Origin of the sequence: Pseudomonas sp. LPH60 (genome assembly GCF_030718165.1) — a bacterium.
GTDB classification, from domain to species: Bacteria; Pseudomonadota; Gammaproteobacteria; order Pseudomonadales; family Pseudomonadaceae; genus Aquipseudomonas; species Aquipseudomonas danubii.
The window spans coordinates 539,616-553,258 of record NZ_JAVAJH010000001.1 but is presented as its reverse complement, the minus strand read 5'-3'; the positions used below and the strand labels follow the sequence as shown (position 1 = coordinate 553,258).

Here is a 13,643-nt window from a genome sequence, read left to right as displayed (position 1 = left end):
CTGCTCCAGGCCATCCCAGAGCACCGCGGTGCGCAGGATATCGTGGCGTGCAATGACCCCGCGCAAGGCCTCGGCAAAGGCCTCCAGGCGCTCGCGGCTGGCGAAGGCAAAATGCGCCTGCATGACATAGGGATCGCCCTGCACGGCACTGACATGGTGATAGAGAATCCCCTCCTGCAGCGGCGCCAGGGGGTAGATGTCCTGCACGTTGGCCACCCCGCCCGGCACCGTGGCGACAATGCGCTCGATGGCCTCCTGGCTGAGGTCGGCCAGGGGCAGCAGGTCCGGGGTGATGTGGCGGGTCGCCGGGGTGATGCCGTTGGCCGGCACCTGGACCTGCCCGGCCTTGGTGGCCGAGTATTTCCCGGCCTTGATCAGCTCGATCAGTTGCGGTTTGTACTCCCGCAGCCGGGCCAGCAGGGCCGGTTCGCTCAAGGCCTGCTTGTTGCCCTGGACCACCAGTTGCTCGCCCTTGAGCACCAGTTGCACGTCTTTTTCCTTCAGTGTCGCCAACAGTTCGGTCACGCTCACAGGACGATCTCCATTCGTTCGGTCATTGCCGCGTAGCCCGCCAGGGTCGGTTGTTCGAACAGCGTCCTGACATCAGCTTCCATGCCTTCTTCGCGCATCCGGCTGATCAGGCTCACGGCCAGCAGCGAATGCCCGCCCAGTTCAAAGAAATGATCCTGGCGCCCCACCCGCTCGACATTGAGCAACTCGGCCCAGAGCCGGGCCAGGGTGATCTCCGTGTCTCCGATGGGCGCCTCGTATTCGCGCACCAGGGCCGCGTCGCGCCCCGGAACCGGCAGGTCCTTGCGCGCCAGCTTGCCGTTGGGGCTCAAGGGCAGCGCTTCCAGGTGCACGAACAAGGCCGGCACCATGTAGTCCGGCAGGTGCTCGCGCAACTGCGCCCGCAGGCGGTCGATGGGCAGTTGGCGGTGCGTTTCGTGGCAGGTGTAGTAGGCCACCAGACGCAGATCCCCGGGCACGTCTTCCCGGGCCAGCACCACCGCTTCCTTGACCCCGTCCAGCTGGGTCAGGCGAGCCTGGATTTCCCCCAGCTCGATGCGCAGGCCACGGATCTTCACCTGATCGTCGTTGCGCCCCAGGTACTCGATAGCGCCGTCGGCCCGATAGCGACCCAGGTCGCCGGTGCGGTACAGGCGCGCCCCGGGGGCCGCGCTGAACGGGTCCTTGAGGAAGCGCTCGGCGGTCAGTTGTTCACGGTTGAGGTAACCCCGGGCCACCTGCACCCCGCCGATGTACAGCTCGCCCACCACTCCCCGAGGCACCGGCTGCATCTGCCCGTCCAGCAGGTAGATGCGGGTGTTGGCAATGGGCTTGCCGATCGGGGTGTTGTCCGGGGTCTCGGCCAACGGCCCGGCGCAATCCCAGGCGGTGACGTCCACCGCCGCTTCGGTGGGACCGTAGAGGTTGTGCAGCCCGACCTGGGGCAGCTGCTGCTTGAAGCGCCGCACCAGGCTGCCTGGCAGGGCCTCACCGCTGCACATCACCTGGCGCAGGCCGAGGTCCTCCACGTCCTGACCATGGGCCAGGAACACATCGAGCATCGACGGCACAAAGTGCAGGGTACTGATGCCTTCATCGCGGATCACCTGGCGCAGGTAGGCCGGGTCCTTGTGCCCTTCCGGGCGGGCCATCACCAGCCGTGCACCGGTGAACAGCGGCCAGAAGAACTCCCAGACCGAAACGTCGAAGCTGAAGGGGGTCTTTTGCAGCACCGCGTCATCGGCCGTCAGGCGGTAATGCTCCTGCATCCACAGCAGGCGGTTGACCACCGCCCGGTGCTCGTTCATCACGCCCTTGGGCTGGCCGGTGGAACCGGAGGTGTAGATCACATAGGCCAGATGGCTCGGGCTCAGTCCAGGGTGTTGCGGATTGGCCTGGGGCGCCTCGCTCCAGACCCAGCGGTCGAGTTCCACCAGAGGCACTTTCAGCTCGCCCGGAAGGGGCCGGCCGCCAGCCTGCACCAGTACCGCCAGGGGCGCGCTGTCCTCAAGCATGTAGGCGATGCGTTCTGCGGGGTACGCCGGGTCGATGGGCACATAGGCGCCGCCGGCCTTGAGGATCGCCAGCAGGCCGATGACCATTTCCAGGCCGCGCTCGACGCAGATCGCCACCCGGGTATCGGGCCTCACCCCCAGTTGCAGCAAGTGCCCGGCCAACTGGTTGGCCCGCTGGTTGAGCTGGCGATAGCTCAGGCGCTGCTCACCGGCCTGCACCGCCAATGCCTCGGGAGTGCGCACGACCTGGGCCTCGAACAAGCCGTGCAGGGTCTGCTCCAGCGGATAGTCCCGGGTCGTGGCATTGCAGGCGTGCAGCAACTGCCGGCGCTCCTCCGGCGGCAGGATCGGCACCTGGCGCAAGGGCCGCTGGGGCGCCTGTTCCAGGGTGTCCACCAGGGCGTGCAGGGCCTGCTCCATGTAGCCGCAGATGCGCTCGGCGCCGATCCGCGCCAGGGTCATGGCGGTCAGGCGGAAGCCCTGGCCCAGGTCATCGACGTTGAGGCTCAGGGGGTAGTTGGTGCGCTCTTCGCTGCGCAGGGTCTGGATGCCTTGCCAGGCCTGTTGCATGGCCGGGCTCGGCGCTGCGTCGCTGCCGTGGCGGTAGTTGAGCATGGCGCTGAACAGCGGCAGCGGCGCGGCCACGGCACTGCAACGCTGGGCCAGGGCCAGGGAGGCATGCTCATGCCCCAGCAAGGCGCTGAGCCGGGCATGGGTCGCCTTGACCGCCGCCCGGGTGCCGCTGTGGTCCAGGTCGACCCGCAACGGCAAGGTGTTGATGAACATGCCCAGGGCCCGGTCGGCCCCCAGTCCGCCTTGCAGGCGTCCCAGCAGCACGGTGCCGAACACCACCCGCTCCTGGCCCGAGGTGACGCTCAGGACCCGGGCCCAGGCCAGGTGGAACAGGCTCGCGGCACTGACTCCCAGCAACCGCGCCTGGGCCCGCAGGCGCGCGCTCAGGTCGGCGTCCAGCACCCGCTGCAACTCTTCAATGGCCTCACCGTCGCCCTGCACGTCCTGCAGGCCGAACGGCAGGGTCGGTTCGTCGATGTCCCCGAGCATCTCGCGGAAGAACGCCTCATGCTCCTCGCGACTGCCCCCCAGGCGGGCCTGGGCCACATAGTTGCGATAGGGAATCGCCGTGCCGGCAGGCTCCTGCCCCAACAGGCAGGCCTGGATTTCCTCGCGGACCACCTCCAGGGCGGTGTGGTCCAGAACGATGTGATGGAACAGCAGGATCGCCACCGTGCGTTGCCGGACCGGGTCCTGGGCATGGACCAGGCGCATCAACGGCGCCTGGGTCAGCTCCAGGCGCCAATGCCGGGCATCGAAGCGAGCCTGCAACTGCTCAAGGATGTCGCCCTCGGCCGGGTCGAGGATGACCTCCTCCACCGCCACCCGGGCCCGGCGCCAGACCACCTGCAGCGGCTGTTTCAGGCCCTCCCAGAGCACCGCGGTGCGCAGGATGTCGTGGCGCTCGCCCACGCGCTGCAAGGCCTGGGTGAAGTCTTCCAGGCGCTGCCGGTCGGCGAAGGCCAGATGGGATTGCAGCAGATAAGGATCACCCTGGCGGGCGCTCAGGTGGTGATAGAGGATGCCCTCCTGCAATGGCGCCAGGGGGTAGATGTCCTGCACGTTGGCCACCCCGCCCGGCACCGTGGCGACGATGCGTTCGATGGCGTCCTGGTCCAGTTCGATCAGCGGCAACAGCTCGGGGGTGATGCGCTGGCAATCGGCGCCGATCCGGTTGGCCGGCACCTGCACCTCGCGGCCGCTGCCCACCGCAGCGGCCAGGGCCGCCAGGGTCGGCTGGTTGAACAGCACTCGCACATCGGCGCCAAGGCCGATCTGGCGCATGCGCTCGATCAGGCTCACTGCCAACAGCGAGTGCCCGCCCAGCTCGAAGAAGTGATCGTGGCGTCCCACCTGCTGCACCTGCAGCAGCTCGCTCCAGATCTGCGCCAGGGTGTTTTCCACCTCGCCCTGTGGCGCTTCGAATTCGCGGCTCAGCCAGGCGTCCTGATCCGGTTGTGGCAACGCTTTGCGATCGAGCTTGCCGTTGGCGGTCAGGGGCAGCGCCAGCAAGCGCACATAGGCCACCGGCAGCATGTAGTCCGGCAGCCGGCCTTGCAGATGGTCGCGCAAATCCTGGAGATCCAGCTCCTGGTTGGAAACCTCGGCATGCTCGGTGAAGTACGCCAGCAAACACCCTTCGCGCACCAGCACCAGGGCTTCCTTGAGGGCCGGATGGCTCAGCAGCGCCGCCTCGATTTCGCCCGGCTCGATGCGCATGCCACGGACCTTGACCTGATCGTCGTTGCGCCCCAGGTAGTCGAGGCTGCCATCGGCACGCCAGCGGGCCAGGTCGCCCGTGCGATACAGGCGCGCCTGGGGCTCGGCGCAGAACGGGTCGTCGAGGAAACGCTCGGCCGTCAGCGCGTCGCGATTGAGGTAACCCCGGGCCACCCCGGCGCCACCGACGTAGAGCTCACCGATTACCCCCAGGGGCACCGGGCGCAGCCGTTCGTCCAGCAGGTAGATCCGCGCATTGGCCATGGGCCGGCCGATGTGCAGGGAGCCGCCCACTGATATTGGGCCGGACGTGGCCACCACCGTGGCTTCGGTGGGCCCGTAGTTGTTGATCACGGCAAACCCCGGATCGGCCGGGAACTGGCGCAGGCGGTCGCCGCCGATCAGCAAGGTGCTCAGGGTCGGGTGACCCTGGCCCTGGCTGAAGGCGTACTCGGCCACCGGGGTCGGCAGGAAGCTGATATCCAGGGGCTGGGCCCGCCACCAGCCGAGCAAGGCGTCAAGGTCCTGGCTGCCGACCTCGGCCGGTGGCAGGTGCAAGGTGGCGCCGCTGCACAGGGTCGGCCAGACCTCCCAGGCCATGGCGTCAAAACCCAGGCCGGCGACGCTGGAACTGTGGCGCCCCGGCCCCAGGTCGAAGGTCGCGCAGTGCCAGTGCACCAGGTTCTCCAGGCTCTGGTGCTCCACCATCACGCCCTTGGGCTGGCCGGTGGAACCGGAGGTGTAGATCACATAGGCCAGGTGCGCCGGGGTCAGCCCCGGCACCTGGGGATTGTCCAGGGGCGCCTGCTGCCAGACGCAGCCGTCCAGGTCGATCCGCACCAGACCTGGCGTGCCCGGCAGCTCGCGGGTTGCGCCCTGCACCAGCACCGCCAGGGGCGCGCTGTCCTGCAGCAGGTAGGCGATGCGCTCCGGCGGATGGCTCGGGTCGATGGGCACATAGCTGGCTCCGGCCTTGAGAATCGCCAGCATGGCCGTCAGCAGTTGCGGCCCCCGTGGCAGGCACAGCGCCACGCGCTCGTCGGGGCCGGCCCCCAGCTCCAGCAGTTGCCGGGCCAGTTGATTGGCCCGCTGATTCAGTTGCCGGTAGCTCAGGCGCAATGGCACTTGCACCAGGGCCACGGCCTCGGGCGCGGCCTGCACCCGGGCCTCGAACAGGCCGTGCAGGGTCTGTCCACGGGGATAGTCGGCGACGCTGGCGTTGAAGCCTTCCAGCAACTGCTGGCGCTCCGCCGTCGGCAATACCGAGAGCTGCCACAGGTCCAGGTCCGGGCTCCATTCCAGGGCATCGGTCAGTTGCTCCAGCACCTGGAGCATGTAGCCGGCCATGCGCTGTGCGCCAATCGCCGGCAGCGCCAGTAGCGACAGGCTGAAGCCCTGGCCCAGGTCGTCGACGCTCAGGCTCAGCGGATAGTTGCTGCGCTCCTCGCCCCCCAGCAGCTCAATCCCCTGCCAGATATCCAGGCCAGCGCCGCGTCCGGCGTCCGCCACACTGTGCCGGTAGTTGAGCAAGGCACTGAACAGCGGCGAGCTGGCCGGCACCCCGCTGCAACGCTGGGCCAGGGCCAGGGACGCATGTTCATGAGCCAGCAGGGCGCTGAGCCGGGCATGGGTCGCACGGACCCCGGCCCGCACGCTGCCGGCGTCCACATCCACCCGCAGCGGCAAGGTATTGATAAACACCCCCAGGGCCCGGTCGGCGCCCTCGCCGCCCTGCATCCGCCCCATCAGCACGGTGCCGAACACCACCTGCCGACGATTGGACACCTGCCCCAGGACCAGGCCCCAGGCCAGGTGCATCAGCGCCGCGGCACTGACCCCCAACTGCCGCGCCTGCTCGCGCAGGCGCAGGCTCAGGGCGTCGGGCACGGGCACCCGGGCCTCTTCGAGATCCCGGCCATCGCCCTGCACATCCTCCACGGCAAAGGCCAGGGTCGGCTCGTCGATATCACCGAGCATCTGCCGGAAGAACCCCTCGTGCTCCGCCTGACCGGCCCCCAGCCGAGCCTGGGCCACGTAGTTGCGATAAGGCTTCGGGGTGCCCAGGCGCTCGTGGTGGTTGAACAGCAGCGCGTGCATTTCCTCGCCGATCACCTCCATGGCGGTGTGATCCAGGGCCAGGTGGTGGAACAGCAGGATCGCCAGCACCCGCGACTGCCCCGGGACCCGGGCATAGACCAGGCGGATCAGCGGCGCGCGGGTCAGGTCCAGGCGCCAGTGGCGGGCGTCGAAACGTTGCTGCAGTTGTTCGAGCAGATCGCCGTCGGCCGGGTCCAGGACCTGCTCCAGAACCTGCAGTTCGGCCTGCCGCCAGACCACCTGCAGCGGCTGCGGCAAGCCCTCCCAGAGCACTGCGGTGCGCAGGATGTCGTGACGCTGGATGACCTGTTGCATGGCCCCGGCAAAGCGCTGCAAACGCTCCAGGCTGTCGAAGGCCAGGCGCGATTGCAGCAGGTAGGGATCGCCCTCTTCGGCACTCAGGTGGTGATAGAGGATGCCCTCCTGCAGCGGCGCCAGGGGGTAGATGTCCTGCACATTGGCCACGCCCCCGGGGACGCTGGCCACCACCCGATCGATGGCCTGCTGGTCCAGTTCGATCAGCGGCAGCAGCTCTGGCGTGATGCGCTGGCAATCGGCGCCGATCAGATTGGCCGGCACCTGCACCTCGCGACCGCTGCCCACCGCGGCGGCCAGGGCCGCCAGGGTCGGCTGGCCAAACAGCACCCGCACATCGGCGCTGAGGCCGATCTGGCGCATGCGCTCGATCAGGCTCACCGCCAGCAGCGAGTGCCCGCCCAGCTCGAAGAAATGATCGTGACGCCCGACCCGCTCGACCTTGAGCAGTTCGCTCCAGATCCGTGCCAGGGCCATCTCCACCTCGCCCTCGGGAGCGACGAAGCCACGGCTGAGCAGGGCCGACTGATCCGGCGCCGGCAGGGCCTTGCGGTCCAGCTTGCCGTTGTTGGTCAGGGGCAACGCATCGAGGCGCACATAGGCCAGGGGCACCATGTAGTCCGGCAGTTGCTGTTGCAGCGCCTGGCGCAGGGATTCGGCGGACGGCTCCGGGGTGTCGGCCTGCACGCTGTAGTAGGCCACCAGGCGCTTGTCCCCGGGCTCATCCTCGCGGGCCAGGACCACGCCTTCCTTGACCCCGGGACAGCTCAGCAAGCGCGCTTCGATCTCGCCCGGTTCGATGCGCAGGCCGCGAATCTTCACCTGATCGTCGTTGCGCCCCAGGCACTCCAGCACCCCGTTGTCCAGCCAGCGGCCCAGGTCCCCGGTGCGGTACAGCAGCGCCTGCGGCTGGTCGCTGAAAGGGTCGCGGATGAACTTCTCGGCGCTCAGTTCGGGACGGTTGAGGTAACCCAGGGCCACGCCATCGCCACCGATGACGATCTCGCCCTGGGCCCCCAGGGGCACTGGCTGCTGGTGCTGATCCAGGACATACACCCGGGTATTGGAGATCGGCCGGCCGATGGCCACGTGCTCGGCGTCGACCGCCAATTGCCGGACCTCATGGGTGGTGGCGTAGGTGGTGGTTTCGGTGGGGCCATAGCAGTGCACCAAGCGCAGTTGCGGCGCGTGCGCCAAGAGCCGGCGGAAGGCCGCCGGGTCGGCACGCTCGCCGCCGCAGAGGAGAATCCGCAAGCCCTTGAGGGCCTCGGGAATCAGCTGCACATACTGGTTGAACAGCGCCGTGGTGACGAACAGCACCGTGGCCCCCAAGGTACTCAGGGCCTGGCCGAAACCCAACGGGTCCAAGAGGGTGTGGTGATCAATGACCAGCACCCGTCCGCCGTTGAGCAAGGCCCCCCAGACGTCCATGGTGCTGGCGTCGAAGGCCGGGTTGGAGGCGAAGACCACCCGATCCTCGGGATTGAAATCGGCGTAGCCGTTGTTGATCACCAAGCGGCTGATGGCCCGGTGCGGCACCCGTACCCCCTTGGGCGTGCCGGTGGAGCCTGAGGTGTACATGATGTACGCCACGCTCTCGGAGGACTGGGGCAGGTCCGGGTTGTGGGTGGGCAAGGCACTCAGCCGCAGGCGATCCAGGTCTACGCGCCGGGCCGGGCAATCCAGCACCTCGTCGCTGCGGGTCAGCAAGACCACGCTGCGGCTGTCGCTGACCATGAAGCCCTGGCGCTGGGCCGGGGCCTGGATATCCAGGGGCACATAGGCCGCGGCGCACTTGCTGATGGCCAACTGGCTCAGCAACAGGTCCAGGGAGCGTGGCAACAGAATCGCCAGGTGATCCCCGGGCTGTACCCCCAGCTCCAGCAGATGGTGGGCCAGCTGGTTGGCCCGGGTATTGAGTTCGGCGTAGCTGAGCAGCGCATCGCCCTCCACCGCCGCCACCCGCTGCGGATGGGCCTGGGCCTGGGCTTCGAACAGTTGGTGCAGGGTCTGTCGGCGCGGATAGTCACGGGCCGTGGCATTGAACTCCACCAGCAGCTGCCGGCGTTCGGCCGCGGGCAGCAGCGGGATCTGTTGCAGGGCCATGTCCGGCGTCTGCTCCAGGGCCTGGGCCAGGTGCTCCAGGACGCATTCCATGTAGCGGCAGACCCGCTCGCCATTGACCTGGGCCACCGCCTGCAGGGTCAGGCGCAAGCCCTCGCCGTCATCGTCGATGTTCAGCGCCAGCGGGTAGTTGCTGCGCTCTTCGGACGCCAGCACGCGAATGCCGTCCCAGGCCGCCGGCCCCTGGTCCCCAGCGGCTTGCTGGGGGCTGTGACGGTAGTTGAGCAGGCTGTTGAACAGCGGCTGCGCCGCCGGTACGCCGCTGCAACGCTGGGCCAGGGCCAGGGAGGCGTGCTCATGCCCCAGCAGTTGCGCCAGTTGCTGATGGGTACGGCGCAGGGCCTCTGCCACGCCCTGGGGGCCCAGGCCGATCCGCAGTGGCAAGGTATTGATGAACATGCCCAGGGCGCGGTCGGCCCCTGCCCCGCCGTGCATGCGGCCCAGCAGCACGGTGCCGAACACCACGTCGTCGCGGCCGGACAGCGGCCCCAGGACCCGGCCCCAGGCCAGGTGCATCAGGCTGGCGACACTGACGCCAAGGCTGCGCGCCTGCTGGCGCAAACGCCGGCACAGTGCCGGTTCCAGACGCAGCTGCTGCTCGCGGATGCCGCTGCCGTCGCGATTGACGTCCTGCAGGCCGAACGCCAGGGTCGGCTCGTCGATGTCCCCCAGCATCTGGCGAAAGAACGCCTGATGTTCCGGTTCGCCAAGCCCCAGGCGCGCCTGGGCCACATAGTTGCGGTAAGGCACGGCAGGCGGCAGCTGCGCGCCGTGGCCTTGCAGCACGGCACTGATCTCTTGCACCAGCACCTCAAGGGAGCTGTGGTCCAGGGCCAGGTGATGCAGCAACAGGATGCCCAACCAGCGCTGCGGGTCAGCGTCCCGGGCACAGACCAGGCGCAGCAAAGGTGCCCGGCCCAGGTCGAGGCGATAGTGACGGGGGTCGAAACCGGCCTGCAGTTGCCCGAGGATCGTCCCCCGGGCGGGGTCCAGCTCCAGCACTTCCAGCTCCAGGGGAGCCTGGCGCCAGACCACTTGCACTGCCGCGTCGAGGCCTTGCCAGACCACACTGGTGCGCAAAATGTCGTGGCGCTGGATCACCTGCTGCAAGGCCAGGGTAAAGGTTTGCAAGACGTCGTCGCTGGCGAACTCGAACTGCACCTGGAGCACATAGGGGTCGCCCTCGGTGCTGCTCAGGTGGTGATACAGGATGCCCGCCTGCAGGGGGGCCAGGGCATAGATGTCCTGAACGTTGGCCGCGCCACCGGGCACCTGGGCCAGCACCCGGTCGATGGCCGCTTGATCGAGGTCCGCCAGGGGCAGCAGCTCTGGCGTGATGCGCCGGCAATCGGCAGCGATCCGGTTGGCCGGCACCTGCACCTCGCGCTGCCCACCCACGGCGGCCGCCAGGGCGGCCAGGGTCGGCTGGCCGAACAGCACCCGCACATCGGCGCACAGATCCACCTGGCGCATGCGTTCCATCAGTTTGACCGCCAGCAGCGAATGGCCGCCCAGCTCGAAGAAATGGTCCTGGCGCCCGACCTGGGGCACTTGCAGCAGCTCCTGCCAGATCTTCGCGATGGCCTGCTCCACCTCGCCCTGGGGCGCTTCATAGTCGCGTCGGGCCAGCGCGGCGCTGTCCGGCGCCGGCAGGGCCTTGCGGTCGAGCTTGCCGTTGGTGGTCAGGGGCCAGGCCTGCAGCAGCACGAAGGCGCTGGGCAGCATGTAGTCCGCCAGGCTCTGGCGCAGTTGCTCACGCAGTTGCGCGGCGCCCGGGGCCGCTCCCGGCCGGGGAATCACATAGGCCACCAGGCGCTTGTCTCCCGGGCTCTGTTCCCGGGCGATCACCACCGCCTCGCCCACCCCGTCGCACGCCGCCAGCCGCGCCTGGACCTCCCCCAGCTCGATGCGGAAACCGCGAATCTTCACCTGATCGTCGTTGCGTCCCAGGTACTCCAGGCTGCCATCGCTGCGCCAGCGGGCCAGGTCGCCGGTCTTGTACAGCCGCGCCCCCGGTCGATTGCTGAAGGGGTCGGCGATGAAGCGCTCGGCGGTCAGTTGATCCCGGTTGAGGTAACCCCGGGCCACCCCGGCGCCCCCTACATACAGTTCCCCCACCACCCCCGTGGGCAAGGGCTCGCGGCGTGCGTCCAGGACATAGAGTTGCAGGTCGGGAATCCGTCGGCCGATGGGGCTGCTGCCCGCCCATTGCGCGTCCGCCGCCTGCAACGGCCGGTAGGTCACGTGCACCGTGGTTTCGGTGATGCCGTACATGTTCACCAGTTGCGTGCCGACGTTCTCCAGCCGGGCGTACCAGGGCTTGAGCATCCCCGGCTCCAGGGCTTCGCCGCCGAAGATCACCTGGCGCAGGGAGTGCTTGAGCCCGCTCTGGCCCTGGGCCGCAATCAGCGAGCGGAAGGCACTGGGGGTCTGGTTGAGGATGCTCACCCGGGCCTCGCACAGCAGTGCGTAGCAAGCTTGCGGGGAACGGCTGACGACCTGGGGCACCACCAGCAACTGGCCGCCATGGATCAGGGCGCCCCAGATCTCCCACACCGAGAAGTCGAAGGCGAAGGAATGGAACAGCGCCCAGACGTCGCGCCAGTTGAAATCGAACCAGTCGCGGGTGGCGGAAAACAGCCGGGCGACGTTGCGGTGTTCCACCATCACGCCCTTGGGCAGACCGGTGGAGCCGGAGGTGTAGATCACATAGGCCAGGTTGGCCGGGGTCAGCCCCGGCACGTCGGGGTTGTCCGCGGACTCGTGGGCCAGGGTGCGGCTGTCGAGGTCGATCAGCGGCACCCGCAGGTCGGCCACCAGGGCCTGGGTATCGGCCTGCACCAGCAGCGCCACCGGGGCGCTGTCCTCCAGGGTGTAGGCAATGCGTTCCCGGGGAGCGGCCGGGTCGATGGGCACATAGGCCCCACCGGCCTTGAGAATGCCCAACAGGCCGATGATCATTTCCGGGCCGCGCTCGACGCAGATCGCCACGCGCTGGTCCGCACGCACCCCCAGCGCCAGCAAGCGATGGGCCACCTGATTGGCGCGGCGGTTGAGCTCGCCGTAACTCAGGCGCTGCGCCTGGAAAAGCAGCGCCGGCGCCTCGGGCTGGACCCGGGCCTGGGCCTCCACCTGCTGATGGATCAGCGGGCTGTCGGGGTACTGCCCCAGGGGCGTGTTCAGGCCCTGCAGCAGGTAACGCCGCTCGCTGGCCGGGAGCATTTCCAGGCTGTACAACGGCGCCTCGGGGTTTGCCTGCAGGGCCAGGGCCAGGCTTTCCAGGGTGGTCAGCAGGTAGCCGCTGATGCGCTCGGCCCCCAGGCTGGCGTCCACCAGGGCGGTGATCTGCAGGTCCTCGCCCAGATCGTCGATGTTGACGGTCAGCGGGTAGTTGGTGCGCTCCTGGGCACCCAGCACCAGGATGCCCGGCACCAGCTCCTGGACCTGGTCGCCATCGGCCCGGTGGCTGTGGCGGTAATTGAGCATGGCGCTGAACAGCGGGGTCGGCGCACTGACTGCGCTGCAACGCTGGGCCAGGGCCAGGGAGGCGTGCTCATGGGCCAGCAAGGCGCTCAGCCGAGCATGGGTCGCCAGCACCCCGGCGCGCACGCCTTGCGCTCCCACATCCACCCGCAGCGGCAGGGTGTTGATGAACATGCCCAGGGCCCGCTCACCGCCCTCGCCCACCTCCATGCGCCCCAGCAGCACGGTGCCGAACACCACCGCCTCGCGCCCGGACAGCTGGCCCAGGACCCGGCCCAGGGCCAGGTGCATCAGGCTTGCCACACTCACCCCCAGTTGCCGGGCCTGGCTGCGCAGGCGTTGGCTGAGCTGGCGCTCCAGAGGCAGCCGGTGTTCTTCAATGCGGCCGGTTGCGCCCTGCACATCCCCCAGGCCGAACGGCAGGGTCGGCTCATCGATATCCCCGAGCATGTCGCGGAAGAAGGCGGCGTGGCGCTCCTCGCTCTGCCCCAGGCGGGCCTGGGCCAGGTGGTTGCGAAACGGCACCGGCAGCGGCAACTGCTCGCGCTGGCCCAGCAGACAGGCCCGGATTTCCTGGCGCACCACATCCAGGGCGGCGTGGTCCAGGGCCATGTGATGGAACAGCAGCAACGCCACCTGGCGCGAGTTGACCGGGTCCTCGGCGTGCACCAGGCGCAACAGCGGCGCCTGACGCAGGTCCAGGCGGAAATGCCGGGAATCGTAGCGCTGCTGCAACTGGGCCAGGGCATCGCCCCCGGCGGCGTCCAGCGGCAGTGCTTCACACTGCAGCGGCGCCTGGCGCAGGACCACCTGTAGCGGTTCATCGAGGCGTTCCCAGACGATCGCGGTGCGCAGGATGTCGTGGCGCTCGATCACCCATTGCAAGGCCTCGGCAAAGGCCTGCAGCCGTTGTCGATCGGCAAAGGCGAAATGCGCCTGGAGCACATAGGGATCGCCCTGGGGCGCGGACAGGTAGTGATAGAGCATGCCTTCCTGCAGCGGCGCCAGGGGGTAGATGTCCTGCACATTGGCGGCGCCCCCCGGCACGCCGGCAACGATGCGGTCGATGGCCGGCTGCTCCAGTGACACCAGGGGCAGCATGTCCGGGGTGATCCTGAAGGCCGGGCTCAGCCAGTGGCCGCCCTGTTCGCTCACCTGCTGCAGAAGCTGCGCCTTGTGCTGGATCAGGCTGTCCCAGAGTGCGTCGTCCAGGGACTCGTCATCGCCCTGCACCAGCAGATCCTCGCCGTCCCGTTGAAGACGGATCGCGAGGGTCGAAAGAACGGCCATCAATTCGCTGAACTGCAT

At 68.6% G+C, this 13,643-nt stretch carries 2 protein-coding genes (1 of these 2 only partly in view); both read right to left on the bottom strand.

Translation table 11 applies throughout. From position 1 onward, the window contains the following. Nucleotides 1–531, bottom strand: partial view of a non-ribosomal peptide synthetase gene (locus Q8O96_RS02580; protein WP_305948290.1) — the start only. 14,193 nt of this gene lie to the left of the window's left edge; 531 of the gene's 14,724 nt are visible here — the first part of the coding sequence; it begins with the start codon at nucleotides 529–531; the stop codon falls past the left edge of the window. Next, the gene (locus Q8O96_RS02575) at nucleotides 528–13,643 is read right to left on the bottom strand and encodes a non-ribosomal peptide synthetase (RefSeq protein WP_305948289.1); all 13,116 of its coding nucleotides are present in this window, start codon (nucleotides 13,641–13,643) and stop codon (nucleotides 528–530) included. Before Q8O96_RS02575 ends, Q8O96_RS02580 begins: the two co-directional genes overlap by 4 nt.